The sequence below is a fragment of the Asaia sp. HumB genome (assembly GCF_030263835.1).
GTDB lineage: Bacteria > Pseudomonadota > Alphaproteobacteria > Acetobacterales > Acetobacteraceae > Asaia > Asaia bogorensis.
The window spans coordinates 1-16,875 of the sequence record NZ_JARPML010000002.1; the positions used below are offsets into that span (position 1 = coordinate 1).

The 16,875-nt window shown below is 59.1% G+C and carries 27 protein-coding genes; 22 read left to right on the forward strand and 5 right to left on the reverse strand.

Going from position 1 to position 16,875, the window contains the following annotated elements; all coding sequences use genetic code 11:
- Positions 1-53 precede the first annotated feature (53 nt).
- Positions 54-1,280 (forward strand): PBSX family phage terminase large subunit, encoded by a 1,227-nt coding sequence (locus P5689_RS01265; RefSeq protein WP_285531814.1) that lies wholly within the window; start codon positions 54-56, stop codon positions 1,278-1,280.
- Between the two features lie 92 nt (positions 1,281-1,372).
- Here the strand turns inward: P5689_RS01265 and P5689_RS01270 are convergent, their stop codons facing one another.
- Positions 1,373-1,588 (reverse strand): hypothetical protein, encoded by a 216-nt coding sequence (locus P5689_RS01270; protein ID WP_285531550.1) that lies wholly within the window; start codon positions 1,586-1,588, stop codon positions 1,373-1,375.
- Between the two features lie 86 nt (positions 1,589-1,674).
- Here P5689_RS01270 and P5689_RS01275 point away from each other — a divergent pair, with 86 nt between their 5' ends.
- From P5689_RS01275 to P5689_RS01355, 17 genes are all read left to right on the forward strand, one after another.
- A complete protein-coding gene (locus P5689_RS01275; RefSeq protein ID WP_285533779.1) occupies positions 1,675-2,706 on the forward strand; it encodes a DUF1073 domain-containing protein in 1,032 nt (343 codons plus the stop codon).
- A complete protein-coding gene (locus tag P5689_RS01280; protein ID WP_285531815.1) occupies positions 2,703-2,879 on the forward strand; it encodes a hypothetical protein in 177 nt (58 codons plus the stop codon). Before P5689_RS01275 ends, P5689_RS01280 begins: the two co-directional genes overlap by 4 nt.
- The gene (locus P5689_RS01285) at positions 2,876-3,310 is read left to right on the forward strand and encodes a hypothetical protein (RefSeq protein ID WP_285531816.1); all 435 of its coding nucleotides are present in this window, start codon (positions 2,876-2,878) and stop codon (positions 3,308-3,310) included. Before P5689_RS01280 ends, P5689_RS01285 begins: the two co-directional genes overlap by 4 nt.
- Before the next feature lie 163 nt (positions 3,311-3,473).
- Positions 3,474-3,695 (forward strand): hypothetical protein, encoded by a 222-nt coding sequence (locus P5689_RS01290; RefSeq protein ID WP_285531817.1) that lies wholly within the window; start codon positions 3,474-3,476, stop codon positions 3,693-3,695.
- On the forward strand, positions 3,695-4,858 hold the full coding sequence (locus tag P5689_RS01295) for a DUF2213 domain-containing protein (RefSeq protein ID WP_285531548.1): 1,164 nt from the start codon (positions 3,695-3,697) through the stop codon (positions 4,856-4,858). The genes P5689_RS01290 and P5689_RS01295 overlap by 1 nt, the downstream gene beginning before the upstream one ends.
- Positions 4,859-4,870: 12 nt before the next feature.
- Positions 4,871-5,383: a hypothetical protein gene (locus tag P5689_RS01300; RefSeq protein ID WP_285531806.1), complete on the forward strand. Its 513-nt coding sequence runs from the start codon at positions 4,871-4,873 to the stop codon at positions 5,381-5,383.
- Positions 5,383-6,027 carry a hypothetical protein gene (locus P5689_RS01305; RefSeq protein ID WP_285531818.1) on the forward strand — a complete coding sequence of 215 codons (645 nt, stop codon included), beginning with the start codon at positions 5,383-5,385 and terminating at the stop codon, positions 6,025-6,027. The genes P5689_RS01300 and P5689_RS01305 overlap by 1 nt, the downstream gene beginning before the upstream one ends.
- Entirely contained in the window at positions 6,024-6,428 is a 405-nt protein-coding gene (locus P5689_RS01310) for a hypothetical protein (protein WP_285531819.1), read from the forward strand. Before P5689_RS01305 ends, P5689_RS01310 begins: the two co-directional genes overlap by 4 nt.
- A gap of 2 nt (positions 6,429-6,430) precedes the next feature.
- Positions 6,431-6,856 (forward strand): hypothetical protein, encoded by a 426-nt coding sequence (locus P5689_RS01315; protein WP_285531544.1) that lies wholly within the window; start codon positions 6,431-6,433, stop codon positions 6,854-6,856.
- Complete coding sequence (locus P5689_RS01320) at positions 6,853-7,296, forward strand: DUF4054 domain-containing protein (protein ID WP_285531543.1); 444 nt, start codon at positions 6,853-6,855, stop codon at positions 7,294-7,296. Before P5689_RS01315 ends, P5689_RS01320 begins: the two co-directional genes overlap by 4 nt.
- Before the next feature lie 154 nt (positions 7,297-7,450).
- Positions 7,451-7,798, forward strand: a complete 348-nt coding sequence (locus tag P5689_RS01325) for a hypothetical protein (RefSeq protein ID WP_285531820.1) — start codon at positions 7,451-7,453, stop codon at positions 7,796-7,798.
- A complete protein-coding gene (locus tag P5689_RS01330; RefSeq protein ID WP_285531821.1) occupies positions 7,791-8,180 on the forward strand; it encodes a hypothetical protein in 390 nt (129 codons plus the stop codon). The genes P5689_RS01325 and P5689_RS01330 overlap by 8 nt, the downstream gene beginning before the upstream one ends.
- Positions 8,129-8,704, forward strand: coding sequence for an LIC_12616 family protein (locus tag P5689_RS01335; RefSeq protein WP_285531822.1), 576 nt, complete (start codon positions 8,129-8,131; stop codon positions 8,702-8,704). Before P5689_RS01330 ends, P5689_RS01335 begins: the two co-directional genes overlap by 52 nt.
- A gap of 6 nt (positions 8,705-8,710) precedes the next feature.
- A complete protein-coding gene (locus P5689_RS01340; RefSeq protein WP_285531823.1) occupies positions 8,711-9,862 on the forward strand; it encodes a DUF3383 family protein in 1,152 nt (383 codons plus the stop codon).
- Complete coding sequence (locus P5689_RS01345) at positions 9,862-10,293, forward strand: phage tail fiber protein (RefSeq protein WP_285531824.1); 432 nt, start codon at positions 9,862-9,864, stop codon at positions 10,291-10,293. The genes P5689_RS01340 and P5689_RS01345 overlap by 1 nt, the downstream gene beginning before the upstream one ends.
- Positions 10,293-10,760, forward strand: coding sequence for a phage tail assembly chaperone (locus tag P5689_RS01350; protein ID WP_285531826.1), 468 nt, complete (start codon positions 10,293-10,295; stop codon positions 10,758-10,760). Before P5689_RS01345 ends, P5689_RS01350 begins: the two co-directional genes overlap by 1 nt.
- 2 nt (positions 10,761-10,762) lie before the next feature.
- Positions 10,763-10,894, forward strand: a complete 132-nt coding sequence (locus tag P5689_RS01355; RefSeq protein WP_285531827.1) for a hypothetical protein — start codon at positions 10,763-10,765, stop codon at positions 10,892-10,894.
- Positions 10,895-10,924: 30 nt separating this feature from the next.
- Here the strand turns inward: P5689_RS01355 and P5689_RS01360 are convergent, their stop codons facing one another.
- A complete protein-coding gene (locus P5689_RS01360; protein WP_285531828.1) occupies positions 10,925-11,251 on the reverse strand; it encodes a hypothetical protein in 327 nt (108 codons plus the stop codon).
- Between the two features lie 58 nt (positions 11,252-11,309).
- Entirely contained in the window at positions 11,310-12,437 is a 1,128-nt protein-coding gene (locus tag P5689_RS01365) for a zinc ribbon domain-containing protein (RefSeq protein ID WP_285531829.1), read from the reverse strand.
- 252 nt (positions 12,438-12,689) lie between these two features.
- On the opposite strand from P5689_RS01365, the gene P5689_RS01370 reads away from it, so the two are divergent.
- Positions 12,690-13,628, forward strand: a complete 939-nt coding sequence (locus P5689_RS01370; protein WP_285531830.1) for a KilA-N domain-containing protein — start codon at positions 12,690-12,692, stop codon at positions 13,626-13,628.
- The gene (locus P5689_RS01375; protein ID WP_285531831.1) at positions 13,625-13,870 is read left to right on the forward strand and encodes a hypothetical protein; all 246 of its coding nucleotides are present in this window, start codon (positions 13,625-13,627) and stop codon (positions 13,868-13,870) included. Before P5689_RS01370 ends, P5689_RS01375 begins: the two co-directional genes overlap by 4 nt.
- Positions 13,871-14,385: 515 nt before the next feature.
- On the opposite strand, the gene P5689_RS01380 is transcribed toward P5689_RS01375, so the two are convergent.
- Together P5689_RS01380 and P5689_RS01385 are read right to left on the reverse strand one after the other, a co-directional pair.
- On the reverse strand, positions 14,386-14,865 hold the full coding sequence (locus P5689_RS01380; protein WP_285531832.1) for a hypothetical protein: 480 nt from the start codon (positions 14,863-14,865) through the stop codon (positions 14,386-14,388).
- 596 nt (positions 14,866-15,461) lie between these two features.
- A complete protein-coding gene (locus tag P5689_RS01385; RefSeq protein WP_255345446.1) occupies positions 15,462-15,593 on the reverse strand; it encodes a hypothetical protein in 132 nt (43 codons plus the stop codon).
- Positions 15,594-15,895: 302 nt separating this feature from the next.
- Between P5689_RS01385 and P5689_RS01390 the strand changes: the two genes are divergently transcribed.
- Both P5689_RS01390 and P5689_RS01395 read left to right on the forward strand, forming a co-directional pair.
- A complete protein-coding gene (locus tag P5689_RS01390; protein WP_285531833.1) occupies positions 15,896-16,408 on the forward strand; it encodes a Panacea domain-containing protein in 513 nt (170 codons plus the stop codon).
- A gap of 3 nt (positions 16,409-16,411) precedes the next feature.
- A complete protein-coding gene (locus P5689_RS01395) occupies positions 16,412-16,798 on the forward strand; it encodes a hypothetical protein (protein ID WP_285531834.1) in 387 nt (128 codons plus the stop codon).
- Positions 16,799-16,875 lie beyond the last annotated feature (77 nt).

The window sequence follows — 16,875 nt, forward strand, 5'->3', positions numbered from 1 at the left end:
TGGAGCGCCGTTGCAGATGCCGACGCTGGTGATTGCGCCTTTCCAATCAAGAGATGAGCCAGACGAGAATTGAAATCCCGCCTGCGTTCGGTGATTTTGGGCGCGGGTACCGTTACCGGGTCTGGTATGGTGGGCGCGGCTCTTCCAAATCCTGGACCGTTTCGCGTGTTCTTGTGGCGCCGGCTGCAACCCGACCGATCCGGGTGCTGTGCGTTCGCGAGTTTCAGAACTCCATCAATGATTTAGTCAAGCGGCTCTTGGCCGACCAGATCGAAGCTCTGGGACTGACGCCATGGTTCAAGGTGCAGGAAACAAGCATCTCATCCAAGGCGGGTGCAGAGTTTCTGTTCAAGGGCCTTGCCCGCAATATCCAGGGCATCAAGTCCACAGAAGGCGTAGATATCTGCTGGGTCGAGGAAGGTCAGACCGTCAGCCAGTCGTCGCTCGATATCCTGATCCCGACCATTCGTAAGGCCGGGTCCGAACTCTGGTTCACCTACAATCCAGAGCACGACGACGACCCCATGCACCGGCTTATGCTGATGCTGCAGGACGAGGGCGGCGCTCTGGTCCGCAAGGTCGGCTGGCAGGATAACCCGTGGTTTCCGCCTGAACTGAACGCCGAACGGCAACTGCTGCTCAGGCACGACCCGGAGGCTTACGAGCACGTCTGGGAAGGTGAATGCAGGACGATCAGCGAAGCGGTTGTGTTCCGGCACCGCGTGTCGTTTGAGGAATTTGAGACGCCGGATAACGCCCGGTTCTACTTCGGGGCTGACTGGGGATTTTCACAAGATCCAACGGCGCTCATCCGGGCATTCATCGATGATGACGTGCTCTATGTCGATCAGGAAGCGTTCGGCCTCGGTGTAGAGATGGATGAGTTGCCCACCTTGTTCGACCGGGTGCCGGGCTCGCGTGACTGGCCGATCCTGGCCGATTGCGCGAGGCCAGAGACGATCAGCTACATGGCGAACCGGCATCGCTTTCGCATCATGCCAGCCGAGAAATGGAAAGGCTGTGTTGAGGACGGCATCGAGCGCATCAAAGCGTTCCGCAAGATCGTGGTGCACCCACGCTGCGAGCAGATCGCCAAGGAATTCCGAATGTATTCCTACAAGGTCGACCCGCGAGATGCGCGCCTGATCCTGCCTAAGCTCGAAGACAAGTGGAACCACGGCATCGATGCCCTGCGCTATGCCCTCTCGCCCCTGATCCAGAACCGCCGCAAGGCTCCCGACTTCTCCGCATTTAACGCCCTACCCAACCGCAGACGATAGGCCCATCCATGGCAGCTTGGTTCACCCGCAAGGCCGCAACTCCGGCTGTGCGAGTAGAGCCGCGTCCTACCGATAGGAAAGAGCCACGCATTTCATTCGCAAGGTTTGCGCAGGATGCCGATCTTGCCGAACTGGCGCGGGTTGAGGCGGCCACGCGGTCGTTCCAGCCGTACCAGCCTCCGGCTGGCGTGCGTGGTGCTGCACTCGCGATGGATGACGCCATGTCCCTCCCCGCCGGGTTCGGCGCGTGGGCGGGCGAGAACATTGGCATCATTGAAGGCTACATTGCGGACGGCCTGAGTTTCCAAGGCTATCCGTATCTTGCCCAGATGATGCAGCGGGCCGAGTTCCGTAAGCCGGTCGATGTGCTGGCCAGGAGTGCACCCGCGAGTGGATCAGGTTCCGCAGCAAGAAGCAGACGGCCTCGCCGGGCGACGATAAAGCCGCAGCCAAGCGCATCTCCGAGATCGAGACGGCCTTCAAATCGTTCCACATCCGCGAGGTAATCCGCGAGCAGATCCGGCATGGCCTCGGCTACGGCATCGGCCACGTATGGGCTGACGTCGGAGATCTTGGTTACGGCGCGCTGGATCAGGAAAAGCCCCTGCGCGTCAACAAGAACGGCATGGCTCAGGGCGCTCTTCGCAGATTTGCGAACGTTGAGCCGATCTGGACGACCCCGGCCAATTACAACGCCGACACGCCGCTGCGTGATGACTTCTACAAGCCATCCGTCTGGTGGGTTCAGGGATCGCGGGTCCATTCGTCCCGCATGAAGAGCCTGGTTCCCTTCCCCGTTTCTCAGATGCTGGCGCCCGCCTTCAACTTCGGCGGCCTGTCGCTCACGCAGCAACTCAAAACCTACGTTCACAACTTCCTGCGCCTGCGCAACAGCGTGTCGAGCATTGCAGCCAACTTCTCGAAGCTGGTCCTACTGACGGACATGTTCGGGAACATGGCCACGCCGGAACGCTCCGACTTTGGCGATATCAACCCGAGTTCTGTGACGGGAAGAGCGAACTTCCTCCAAGGGGTATCGGATGGGCAGGATACGTTCGTCGCCGACAAGACCAGCGAGGACGTCAAGATCCTCGCCACCCCGCTTGGTGGCCTGAACGAACTACTTGCACAGGCCATGGAGGCCATGGCGTCGATCCCCGGCATCCCGCTGGTGAAGCTGTTCGGCATCCAGCCAACCGGCCTCAACGCCTCGTCTGACGGCGAAATCCGCGTCTTCTACGACGAGATAGCGGCATGGCAGGCGGACCAGATCGAGCCGACGCTGCGGTGGATGTTCAACCTCGTTCAGATCCATCTCTGGGCGATATCGATCCGGACATCGATTACGAGTTTGTCCACCTCTGGCAGATGGACGAGAAGCAGGCTGCCGAGGTCGAGAAGCTTAAGTCCGACACCGACGCCGTGAACATCGTCTCGGGCAAGATATCGCCTGACGAGGCCCGCGAACGCGAGGCGACGGACGACACCAGCATCTATCGCAACGTGAACCTGACCGGCCCTGCCCCAGAAAAGCCTGAAGACGATCTGGATGACGGCAGCATGTCGGGTCTGCTGAGCAAGGCGGAGGGCGAAGAGTGACGAAACTCCGGTGCGACAGCGCGAAAGGGCGAACACTCGCCCCGCAGCGCCCGAACGCCGGAGTGGAAGCCGCTTATCGCAAGGCCCTGACTGATCTGGTCGAGGAAATGGCGGCGAGCGTCGATTACTGGGTCAAGGCGAACTACCGCAAGATTGTGCCGCAGGTGGCGCAGGACGCCTCTCCTGCCTCGGTGCTTCAGGGCATCATGAACAAGCTCACAGCGCGGTGGCGGACCCGGTTTAACGAGGTCGCCGACGAACTGGCCCGTCGCTTCGTGAAGCAGGCTCAGAGCCACGCTGACCGGCAACTGAGCCTGGACCTGCAACGCAACGGGTTTGCGATCAAGTTCAAGCCGTCAGCAGGCTATGCGCCGAACAAGCGGCCGTTATCGGCGGCGGAAAATGTGGCTGCTGATCAAGTCGATTCCTGAGCAATACCTCGCCAGGACGTTGGCCAAGCCGTTTATAGCGATCGGCCTTGCGCTGGCGGCGATCTCGGCACCCTGACGGCGGATCTCGAAGCAGCGATACGGCATCACGCATCGACGCGCAGCCTTCATCGCCCGCGACCAGAACCGCAAGGTTGGCGAGGCCATGACCCGCACCCGTCAGATGGGGCTCGGCATCACAGAGGCTATCTGGCAGCACTCACACGGCGGCAAGCATCCGCGAGAGAGCCACGTCAAGGCCGGTCGCGACAAGCTGCGCTACCGGCTCGACAAGGGCGCCTACATTGACGGGCAGTGGATTTTCCCCGGCTCCGAGCCGAATTGCCGGTGTGTCTCCAAGCCGATCATCCCAGGATTTGATGACTGATGACAAAGCAGGTCATGGCCTTCGACCGATCCGTTCGACGGGTCGATGATGACGGCCATCTACACGTCGAGCGGTGCATCCTCAGTGCGGCTGTAGTCTCGCCCTACTGGGGCAGCGAGATCAAGGACGCCGAACGCCTCGGGCTCAAGCCTGACGTGCTGTATCAGGTCTATCGCGATGCCGATGCCCTGCGTGATGCCGCAGCGAGCATGAACGGCAAGCCACTGATCGAGATCCACCAGCCGATCAGTGCCGACGCTCACCCCCGCGAAATCACGGTGGGCGCAGTCAACAACGTCTCATTCAATGCCCCCGACCTGATCGGCGAACTGTCGATCTGGGACGGTGACGCAATCGCACGAATTCAGGACGGCTCGAAGCGCAGCGTATCCGCTGGATATGCCTACGATATCGTCCCTGAGAGCGGGACCATCAACGGGCAGGAATACAGCCTAAAGATGGTCAACATCCGCTTCAACCATCTCGCCCTGGTCGAGAAACCCCGCGTTGACACCGCCATCATTGGCGACAGCGCATCCCCAACATTGGAGAGAAAGAGCATGGCTGGACACAAGCCCATGTCACCGGCGGCGAAGGTTTCAGCCGCTCTGAAGGCCGGTCGCCTCGCACTCGATGCCTCGGAAGAGGATGTGAAGAAGTGCATGGACGAGGAAGAGGACGACCGCAAGGAAGCCGAGGACGAGGAAGAAGAGGACAAGGACCGCAAGGCCGAAGACTCTGACGACACGGACGATGACGACGACGATGCCATGGACGAGGAAGAGGACGACAAGGACGACCGCAAGGCCGCCGATGCTGCCCCTCGGATGATCTCGCTTGCCGACGCCCGCCGCATGGCTCGTGACGAAGCCGCCCGCGCCGTGGCCAAGCAGGAACAGAAGGCCGCAGCCCTGCGCGTGGCTCTCGATGCCGTTCGCCCGGTCGTTGGCGACGTGCATGGCATGGACAGCGCCGCTTCAGTCTATCGCTATGCGCTCGCCGATCAGGGCGTGGCCTTTGACGGCGTTTCCGATGCCTCTGGTCTGGCCGCGATCTGGCGTGTCGTCACGCAGCGTCAGGCATCCCCTCGCCGCATCGCCGCCGACAGCGCCGTTGCCACTGATTCCCCGATCGCGGGCAAGTCTGCTCGCATCAAGGCATAAGGAGCCTGACCGATGGGTTTCCCCAACAAGATCAATTACAACTGGGCGGTCGGCTTCCCTGGCGGGATCGCCTCGGCCAATCCCCGACGCTCGGCCATTCCCGGCTCGCTCGGTTTCCGCGCTGGTTCGGCTGGCGTAGCGGTCGGCGCGTTCGGATGGGTGCAGGCTGACGGTGTGACCGTGCTGAACAAGCCGGTCGGCTCCGAAGCTCCCACGGGCTTCGTTCTGCGCGATCAGCAGGCTCTCATCACAGCCTATCTGGCCGAGAGCACCATGCTCCTGCCGAGCGGCTTCAACGTGCAGCTCATGTCGGGTGGCGATTACTTCGCCGTTGCCTCCACCGCAGCCACAGCAGGTCAGGCCGTCTATGCCTCGACCACTGACGGCAGCCTTCAGACGGGCGCGGCTGGCACGGTTCCGAGCGGCACCGTCGCCACAGGCTTCGTCGTCACGCAGGGCGGCGCTGCTGGCGCAACCATCATCATCTCCGGCGCCGTTGCGCCGATCTCCGGGAGCAACGAATAATGGCATCGTTTCGCGCTGAGGCCCCTCGCCTTGCGATGGATTGGGGCATCAACCTTCGCGGCGTCACGCACTACACCGACGAGAAGGGCGTGGCGCTCGACGCTGCTCCCGTGTTCGGTGCCGTAACCGCCCCGAACAGCGGCATCCCGGCGATCCTGAACACGACCGTCGATCCGCAGCTTATCCGCCAGCTCATCACTCCGACCAAATCCGAAGAGATTTACGGTTCGGAAAAGAAGGGCGACCGGACCAACAAGACCGTCATGTTCCCGGTCATCGAGTCCTCGGGTTACGCCGTGGCCTATGGTGACTACGAGCAGGGCGGCGACAGCAGCGCGAACGCCAATTGGGTGTCGCGTCAGTCCTTCCACTTCCAGACCTGGGCCAAGTACGGCGACCTTGAGTCGGAGATGATGGGAACGGCAAGCATCCCGTGGGTGGCTGAGCAGCGCACGGCGGGCGTATCGGTTCTCGCCAAGCAGCAGAACCTCATCAACTTGTTCGGCGTCTCCGGCCTGGAGAACTACGGTGCGTTGAATGATCCGGCCCTGCCTGCGGCTATCACCGCATCGGTCAGAGAGCGGACAGCAACACGGCATGGACCAGCACGAGCGACCCGAACGCCGTCTATCAGGACTTCGTGAATCTGTTCGCGGCGCTCAACAAGGCGCTGATGGGCAACATCGACAATCAGACGCGGCTCAAGGTAGTTGTGCCGTCCGAATTGTCGCAGGTCATGAACTACGCCAACACCTACGGCGTCACCTTGGCTGCTCTCATCAAGCAGTCCTGGCCGAACATGGAGATCGTGTTCCTGCCGGAAGCAGGCGTCACCATGTCGGGCGGCTACACCAGCGCCAATGTCATGCAGATGTTCGCGCCCGAGATCGACGGGGTTGAAACGGTCTCGACCGCCTTCACCGAGAAGCTGACGATGCACCGTATCGAGCAGTATTCGACCAATGCACGCCAGAAGATGAGCCGTGGCGGATGGGGCACGATCTGGAAGCGTCCCATGGCTGTTGCACAGATGGTGGGGATCTGATCATGGCTGATACCGTCACTGTTCTCTGCCGCCTTCCCCATGGCCTGGAACTCCGCATTGCTCCTGATGGTGATGTGGAGCGGCGTGCCAAACTCAGCGCCGATGACAAGCCCGACCGCAGCCCGGTCGGCTACGTCCAGAGCGTCACCGTCAACGGCGCCAACCGTGCGCCGGACTACCATCCCAAGGACAATGTCCTGCTGGGTCGTGTCGGGCGCACGCAGGTCGAGAAATCCTTTTGGGATAAGTGGCTCGCCCAGCACAAGGACAGCGACCTTGTGAAGAACCATTGCGTCTTTGCGGAAGTGACCGAGCGTGCAGCCGATGCGAAGGCCCGCGAGTTTGCGACCGAAAAGACCGGGTTCGAGGGCGTCAGTCCTGAGGATCTGAAGCGCAAGGGCATGGAAGCGGAGACCGCGACCCGATGACCGACACCGTGCCGCAACCGGGCGTTGTCACGTTCGACTATGCGGCGTGGTCAGCGGCCTATCATGAGTTGGCATCCTCGGTAACAGAGGCAGCCGCTCAGGCCCGGTTCGATATGGCAACCGCCATTCTCGACAACAGCGCCTACAGCCCCGAGCCTGACGTAACCAAGCGAACGCGGCTGCTCTACCTGCTGACCGCGCATATCGCGTTCCTGTTCCTGCCCCAGTCTCAGGGCGGGCGCGGGGCCGATAGCGTCGGGCGGCTGGCCTCGGCCACCCGTGGCAGCGTCTCGGTCTCGTTCGATGCCGGTTCGACAGCAGCCAATCAGTCATGGTTCGCCCAGACGCAATATGGCCTCATGTTCTGGCAGGCGACCATCTATCTCCGACAGATGCGGTTCATCCCCGGACGCTCCGCACGCGCAAGGATCTGGCCCTGATGGCAAAGCAGGTACTCAGGGGCGGCGACAAGCTGCGCAAGGCGTTGGACGACCTAGCCAAGAAGGTGGCGCGTGGCGGTACTGTCGAGGCGGGGTTCATCGACGGTCGGACATACTCCGACGCCGCCAAAACCCCAGTCGCGCAGGTTGCGCAATGGAACGAGTTTGGAACCTCGACCTCACCCCCTCGTCCTTTCATGCGGCAAACGATCAACGATCACCAAGACGGCTGGGTAAGGCTCTCGCGACCTCGCTCAAAGCGACAGATTATGACGTGCATCGATCCTTGGATTTCGTGGGCGAAATAATCGATGACCAGATCAGGACCAGCATCAGAGAAGGTAGCTTCGCGCCGATCTCGGAGAGAACCCTTGAAGCCCGTCTGGCGTCCTCCAAACGCACAGGCACACTCAAGTCGGTGAACATGGAGACTGCATGCAAGCCGCTCGTGGACACGGGGCTCATGCTTGGCTCAGTCAGCCACGAGGTGTCTGATGATTGACGTGTTCGGCATCGCCTCTGGCGCGCTGGGGATCGTCAACCCGGCCACAACCGTCACGGTGAAGTGCTCGGACGGGAAAACGATTGAGCCTGATGGGTCGGTCACGCTCAAGACGTTCACCCTTGCCGTTGAGGCCGACATTCAGGCCGTCTCGGCGGGTGATCTTGAGCATGTGGCCAGCATCAACCAGCAGGCTGATATGCGCGCCGTCTATATCCGGGGCGGCCTCAAGGGGCTTTCCCGCCCGCTGCAAGTTGGCGGCGATCTTCTCAATTTCTACGGCTCTGACTGGCTCGTAACGCAGCCGGTCGAGGAATGGGGTTTCGGCGAATGGTCCAAAGTGATTGTGACCCGGCAGACAGCGGCCCCCTCTCCCATGTGACGCTCTCCCCGACCGATCGCGAGATAAACACCGCGCTCCGGTCCTGGCTCCTGACGGTCGTGCCGAATGGTGTGGAGGTCAGGCAGGGACAGCTTAACCGGGTGGCAGCCCCGCCCGGCCCCTTCATCGTTTTCACGCCTCTCTTTCGCCGGCGCATCGCCACCAACGCATCACGCTACACCAGCACGACGCGCGAAGTGGTCGAGCCGATGGAGTGCACGGTCCAGATATCGGCCTTCGGTTCGGTATCTGGCGAGGCCGTGCAGCGTGTCGTGGCCCTCTGGCGGGACATGTACGCTGCAGACTGGCTCCGCAACGCCACAGGCGGCGTCATGGCCCCTCTCTACGCCTCTGAGCCGCGTCAGACCGGCTTCATCAACAGCGACAAGCAATACGAGGACAACTGGACGGCAGACCTGAAATTCCAGGTCAATTTCACCGTCTCGATTCCTCAGCAATTTGCAGAGTCCATCACCGTCGATCTCCGCGAGGTCGATGCTTCTTTCCCCTCACCCAAGGAGTGAACGCCCGTGGCGGTCGGAACACCTATCTCCCTCGTCGTGTCGGTCGTGCCGGGCACAATCCCGGCGAACGGCACCCTCGATTTCCTCAATGGCCTCGTAATCACTGCCGACATAGCCGCAGTCCCTAACGGAACTACGAAGGTATTTCATGACCTTGCAAGCGTCGGCGTAACATTCGGCACCAGTTCGAATGAATACAAAATCGCTGAAGCGTATTTCGTGGGATACGATAATGCGTTCCAATTTCCTGCCACCCTCTACTTCGCAGGATATGGCCCGGACTCGACTCCGGCATCGTTCATGTCGTCCGACGCTATCATGTCTCTCCCCTGGACGGGGTTTACGACCGCTTACGAGCCAGACCTTGCGACGAAGCAGGCATTCGCTACATGGACGGGGGCTCAGAATGCCAAATACTGGTACGTCCCCTGGGACACGGATGCGACGGCAACGACGCAGGGCAGCACGGCGAGTTTTGGCGCGTGGCTGGTCGCGCAGGACCTCACCGGCACTTCTCCCGTTTACATGGACCCGGCTGCGGCGGGCGCTTTTCTGGGCTGGATGGCTGCCCTGAACTTCGATCAGGTGAACGGGCGTCAGAACCTCGCCTTTACCTCGAATGGCCAGGTCACGCCCGCCACCTACAGCGCGGCAACGGCGCAGATTCTGCTCGCCAACGGATACAACTGGTATGGCCAGTTCAGCGGGCGCGCCGGGTCGTTCAACTGGGTCTATAACGGCAGCGTCTCCGGTGCCTTCCTCTGGGCCGACAGCTACATCAACCAGATCTGGATCAATGCCCTACTCCAGTATGCCGACGCCTCGACCCTGACGAATTTCGGCAACGTGCCGTTCAATACGCAGGGCGATGCGATCATTTCTGCCGGCCGCAAGTCGGTCATCAGTCAGGCGCTCAGCTACGGTGCGATTCAGACCGGCGTTGCGATCAGCGACAGCCAGAAGCTCGCCATCAATCGGTTCTTCGGCGTGGATAGTGCCGCGGACTCAGTGGTGAACCAGGGCTATTACGAGCAGCCCGGCGCTTCCACGGCTACGTCTGTCAACCGTGCAGCACGCACCATTCCGGCGTCGAAATTCGCCTACGCGGACGGCCAGTCCGTCCAAATGATCACCCTTCTGTCCCGTGAGGTCATCTGATGTCCTTTATCACTTCGGCTGACGCCATCTTTATGCTCACGGTGCAGACGCTGTTCAACGCGCCGGTTCGTCTCGAAAACTGGTCGGCAGATCGTGCGTGGGAGGCCGCCGCGATCGAGCAGGCCGAAACCCGCATGTCGATCGACGGCAGGCTCAACGCTGGCTGGGTGCCGAACCCGGTCGAAATGACGCTGGGCCTTCAGCCGAATTCCGATAGCTGCATCATGTTCGAGGGCATCTCTACGTCTCAAGCTGGCGCGCGTACCCTTTACAGCCTAGGCGGCGAGATCACGCTTCCGGGGCTGGGGCGCAAATACACGCTCGTGACCGGCTACCTCGTGTCGGCCTCGCCCCTGCCGAGTGCCGGGCGCCTGCTCGAAGAGCGCCAGTTCACCATTCGTTGGGAGCGGGTCTATCCCGTTGGTATCTGATGGCTCTGCGCGAGACGACCTACACGATTCCTGACGGCGAAGATGCGGGCAAGGTGTTCGTGATCACCCGTATGCCCGCCATGCAGGCAGACAGATGGGCGCGGCATCTGGTCAAGGCACTGACGCGGGCGGGTATGGCCCTGCCCCCGGATGCGATGGAGATCGGGCTGTCAGGTCTGGGGGGCATGGCTCAGGCCATGTTCGGCCAGCTTGAGAACGAGGCCGCAGACAACGCGCTGGATGCCCTCATGGCGACTGTGAAGATCCAGCGCGACCCGGCAAACCCGGCCTCGCGTGGTCAGATCATCGATGCCGATCTGGATGATCCCGAGACGCTCCCCCGCCTGCAAGCGGAGGCGTTCCGGATGCACCTGGGTTTTTTCAAAGCCGCCGCGTACCTCATTTCCCCGCTCGTGCAAATGCTGGTGCCTCAGGCGGCAAGCGACAAACCCCAGCCCGCTGCGTGAACGTGTCCCGCCCGATCGCCTATGTGGTCGGGTCGGGCCTTGCCACGCTGCACGAACTCAGCACCATCTACGACACTGAGGGCATGCTTGACCTCATGGAGATCGGGATGGTGCGGGATTATAACGGAGGGTGAAGATGCAATCTGAGAAACGTCAGATCGGCGTCAATCCAAGCGCCGCGTTTTGGCAAGAGCTTGCCAGTCTATGTCCAGACTTTGCGCCGCTTTCTGAAGATCGACCGCAAGCTTTCCTGCTGCTGCCGGCGTTAGAGAAACCCGAACCACTGTTGCAAGGTCAGTGCCACCAAGAGCCCCGCAAGGGCAATCGAGCACTACTCCTCCTTCGGGGGTAAAGGCGACCTGCATTGTCTGGTCGAAATCGAACGCTATGACCGGTTGCCCAGATGCGGCCCGGTCGTAGATGTCTTGCAGCTTCTTCTCAGTTTCGTCGCTCATTTCCCGATGACAGCGCACCGGATCGAGTCCCGTCAATCACCCCTCAATTCAGATACTTCACCACCACGAAGGTCGAGGCGACCGTCTGCGCGACCTACTTGGCGTACACTATCAGTCTGAAGGTTGGTGCAGTTTCCATCGTACCTAATGCGCTTTGATACTGAGTAGGTTCATCGCCTATGAATACCCCTTGCCTGCCAAGTTGAAGATGCCCTGGGCTTTTCAGCACCACGCCTGTCGACCCGGGAAGTATGGGAAGGACAAGCACAGCTCCCTCATTCAACCACTGTATATGTGCGTTTGAGGCAACCTGCATTGCGTAACAATTCCCCTTGAATGCATATGGGTCATTTGTTGTGCTAAAATTTATTGGCTCACTTTCCCTGATGCCCGAAGAGCATATCTTACTCATAAAACCGCCTACGTCTGGGATTTTCTCGGATTGATACGAATTCCCGCCATCTGTTCGAATGAAATGCACTCCCTTTCCTGGATAGATTTTTCCAAACTTTCCGCCTGGCATGCATCTCACCCATGTCTCAACCTTGCCAACGCTCAGGCAGATACCTTTTGCTGACAGGGATCGAAGTGCCTTATTTGCCTCATTGCACGGCGCCATATCGGTAATATCATCAGGATCTTGTACCGTGCAGGCCCCGGAATTCTGCTCCACAGAGCGAATATTGTCGTGGTTTATAATATAATCGGCGCCACTTATGGGTTGACTGTCGGGCGACTGACGTTGGGCATTGTTGGATGATCCGCTCTCAGACGCTAATGCTGGTTGATTCCTGTCGGCATTGTCTGCGGGTGATTCATCCCGCTGCGGCGAAACAACGTTTCCAGAAGGAGCCAAGCTCCATAAGATCACTGCGATAATTGAGACGCATGAAGCGACTTCGAGGAAGCTGCCTCTTCCCGTTGAAAATCTCGTATTCTTGTGTCCGCACCCCGGGCAGTATCTGGCACCACTTGAAATGGGTCGATTGCAAGCCTCACAGGGGGTTAAATCGAAATGAGTTTTGCCGTTCAGATATTTCTTATTCTGGCTACTCAGCACTTCAAGGAAAAGGAGTGCTGGAGGTAGGAAAAAACAAAGTAAGGTCCATCCTCTCTGAGAACGGCCTTTTCTCAGCGCCGCCCTCCCTCCGGCCACACCCGCCAAGATGGCAACGAGCAACCCGATTATAGGTAGAACTGCGTAATTCCCAAAATCGCCCATCTTATCCCCATGTGCACGCTGAACCGTGGGGATGGGTTTATAACAGAATTCGGCTTTTAGTCTTGGGATTCCGCCTCAAGACCTCTCTGGATAAGGCGTCGTATCGCTTCTGGGCGACTGATCGCATTAGCCTCTGCCCACCGATCGACAAGATCGGATTGTTGGCGCTCCATCTTCAAATGCTGCGCAACCGTATCTTTCCGAGGTCTACCACGGCCCCTCGATTTTTCTGTATCTATTATTGACGCTGCCATGAATAAACTGTATCTAAAAATCAGGCCGGAGGGAAGCGGGAACTTCCAACCGGCCCTAACCACCAGCAAGGGGATGCATCCCATGTCGGCAGCTAAGAAGCTGATTAGCACAAATTCTACCTCGCTCACCATACTCACGACCGCCATCCGTCAGGACGCCCAAGGGCGCTACTGCCTGAACGACTGCCACAAGGCGTCGGGCAACGAAGCCTCGAAGCGCCCAGGCGTGTGGATGGATAACGCACAAACTAAGGCACTTATTACCGAACTGACCGATGCAGGAATTCCTGCATCGCCTTCCGAGACCGATGCGGGAATTCCCACATCGCCCGTTTCCTCGATCAAAGGCGGCACGAACCAAGGCACCTACGTCGCCAAGGAACTTGTCTACGCCTATGCGATGTGGATTAGCCCGGCGTTTCACCTGAAGGTCATCCGAGCATTCGACGCGATGATGCAGGTTTCTTCTACGGTGGAAGCAACCCCCGTCCTCCCCAAAACCTACGCCCAAGCCCTCCTTGCGGCGGCCCATGCTGAGCAGGAGCGTGAGCGCCTCGCGGGGGAGAACGCGGTTCTCGCACCAAAAGCTGAAGCCCTGGACAAGCTTGCAACACTCGATGGGGTGCATAACCTTCGCAGCGCGGCTCAACAGTGCGGCTGGCCTGAGAAGATCTTCATTTCTCGACTGATGGAGCTCAAGTGGCTCTACTCTCACACCGTCAGCGGTCGGAAGCTCGCTTATGCTGACAAGGTGAAGGCCGGACTGATCGAGGTGAAAAACGTCGAGGTCAAGCGGACCGGCTACGTCGAAGGCGTGGGACAACCGATGATCACGCAGAAAGGCCTCTCTCAGCTTCGCATTCTGCTCGGCACTTACATCGCGCCCGGCAAGAGTGCCCCCGTCCCTTTCTCCCGCCCGAAGGAGGCAGCGTCATGAGCGCGCTGACCTCTGAGAGCGGCGAGGACTTCGCCCGCATTTGGGGGAAGGTTATCACCTCGCTGCCGAACTGGATGGCCGGACTGGAAAGCGACCTCAGGGAAGTGCATCTGGCTCGCCAAGGCATCCCGACCAAGCGCAGGGCTCTTTCCGAGAACGCGATAAAAGCGCTGACCGCGCTCTATCAAGAGTATGGCGACGGGTCTGCGCGGGCGGATGGGGAGAGGCGCGCACTCGCCTAACGGTTGCCCCACCCCGTTCCTCACGCTATCGTGAGGCGTCTGTGGTAGACATTCGCCCCCGTGTCATCCGCGGGGGCGTCTTACTATGGCGCGGCGTGACCGAGGCAGTTCCCCAACAGCCTTGAGGTTTCTCCGCTAATTGGGAGCGTAGCCCGCTTTTCACCGCCCAGGCTTACTGCGACGCAGTGAAGAGTCACGGTGTGGCCACAAAAGGTTTTTCTCTCACCTGCGAACGCCGTGCACCATCCTCGATTCATAATCTCCGGAAGAGATGTCTCGACATCCCGTAAGGTGATCTTGGAGCTAAAATCGATCAGCGGCACAGCGCGCTCTGCAAATATCGAACCCGCGGTTTCTCCTGTGAGACGCGGGCCGTCATCTATCGTATCCCAACACAGGAAATATCCTTGACCACCCTGCGTGGGGGAACAAGCACGTACAGACACATCGCGCTCATCTAGTCTGTACTCGCGAGAAACAGTGTCCAGCAGGTTCAAATCGATTTCCTCAAAGGATTATGCGATTTCTCGCTGTAGGCGGACGTTCACGCTGCGGATCGTCTCAGCTTGCAGCAAATCCGAAGCAAGCATCTTACCGTTTTGCACCATCCATTTCGTAACGGCCGACCATTCCCATAGCGGCATCGACGATGTGACCCGAAAGGCCGGTGCTGGAAACCCCGATCCGCGCTTGTCAGCCGCATATAGGCTTATCGCCGCCTTGGTCATCCCTGACCGCTGCGCAATCTCGGTGAGACTGACCAAAGGGTCTGGTTCAACGCGGTTTATGGTAGCCCCTGCTGCTCTGACGTCCGCCATGGCGGATTCAATGGCTTGCTCAAGGCTCGGCGCTTCACGCGCAAAGTCTAGTATGATGTGGCCTTTTTGGAACGAAACGGTCGCGTCATCGCAGCCGCCGTCATAAAAGCGACTTTCAAAGTCCTCGGCGGTCCTATCGAGACCAGATGCGACGATGCTAAATTCAAACGTCTCCATCACTGACCTCCCTGCTTACATGCGGGCAGCGGTCAACCGCCCTTTTAATCTGTCTTGCATGTGCCTCAGCATTGCGTGGAGTGCCATTCACGCCAACCTGGCAGCCGTCACGATCTGCATGGGCACAGAACAGCCGTCCCCAGTGCCCTCTAGGGTGATCGCAACGCCAGCCCATAGCTTCCGCATACTGAACCGCAGCCTCGACTTCCTTTATCGAATGCCTCGGTCGCTTAGATGAGCAATTAGCATTACTCATCAGGCGTCGCCTTCTTTATCCGATGTGTAAACATCTGTCAACAGGATTGCACCATACATGACATCAAGGATGTATCATCCTGACAGGCGCGACAGCGTAGTCAATGGGGTGGAGGACCACCGCAGGAGACGATACGTGCTTCGACCGAAGATAAGACATGAGTGTTGAGGCTAAGGCAATCAAACATCAAGCGAAGCTATAGAGATGAGCTCACCAAATTGGGCGAGCTCAAACCCTCAGTTCGTCGGGTTCTCGGGCGCATCCGGAAGCGGCGCATTCTCGCCCGGCTTGGGCTCAGGTGCCGGATGGCTGGGGTCGTATGTCGGTGTTGGTTTCGAGGTCATTTGGGCTTTCCTCCGTCCTCGGGATGATCGGGGTGTTCAGGCGCGTCGTCCTGCTGCGGGCTCGTGTCGGGATACGGCTCAAACGGCTCGTCGCTCCCCGGCTTGGCTGGGTTCGGCTTGTTTGTCATCGTCGTTTTCCAGAGGTGAGATGACTCAAGGCAGGCGGGGCGCAGGAGTTGCGTAAATCGCGCCCCCAGAATCCCTTTGTTTCCAATGCGACCCCGATTTACCCAGGCCAGAGCAGCAAATTCATTTGCCAAAATGGAAACATACGCCCATATCAGCGATAGATCGGAAACAAGCGACGCGGCCCTCGACGTGCGAGGTGTGTTCGCGTTTGTGCGAACGCCGATCCCGTTTGAACCCTAGCCGGAGGAAAGAGCATGTCCAACGTGTTCAACCATAATCCCCGCGTGAAGGGGGGTGTGTGATGCCAAATTACAGTCCGATTGCAGTAGCCAATGCTTTCCTTGAGCGAAGCTTTGACGACGGCAAATCAATATCTCCGATGAAGCTTCAGAAATTAGTTTTTCTGGCTCATGGATATTACCTTGGCGCAAAGGGCGAGCCTCTTGTCGAGGAAGAATTTCAGGCATGGCCCTATGGTCCAGTGTCTCAATCTCTCTACCGTGAATTTAAGCAGTTCGGCGGCGGCCCGATCACGCAGCTTGGCACTGAAGTCTGTTTCACGGATGACGAAGAATTTGATTATAGACCTGTTGCCACGCCGGAGGATGAATTTGCCCAGCGCGTAATCGGCTTTGTTTGGGATAAATATAAGGACTGGAAAGCTACGGAACTCTCGGATCTTTCCCATCAAAGCGGCTGGGCATGGGAGCGGGTCAGGCGGCGTAATCCGGGGCAAAGAAGCATTGATATTCCCAACCCAGATATCAAGACTGATTTTGAGAGCCTTGTAACCAAGAAAGCCGGATCTGAATAAGGCATGGAAGACTTCGATTTCGTTGCTGCTGACAAGCCGAAGGCCACTTCAAAATCAGCGAAAGAGCGAAGTCTCTTCATGGCGGAGCATGACGAAGCCAATCATAAGAACCATCCTAATTCGGTGTACTTCCCCTTAGGTCGCTCATTCATATCATGGCATTCCGACAATGGTATCGCCGTCTTGGCGCTCATCATTCTCATAGTGCTCTGCATTCTGTCATTTTTTACCGAGCTCTTGGCGACGTGTACACCGAACAAGGAATGGGCCGATGGCTTTCTGAAGGTAATTGGTCAAGGCATTATAGCCACCGCAGGCGCGTTGGTGGGAGCCGGTGGCTCTGTATCGACTCAGATCCGTCCTAGTGCGCAGCGCAAACCGCCACGCTAAATTATACTCCCACCCTTCTCCTTGCCCCGCTTGACCAAACTCCCTACTGTGATCTGGTCTGATGCCAGACTGACGCC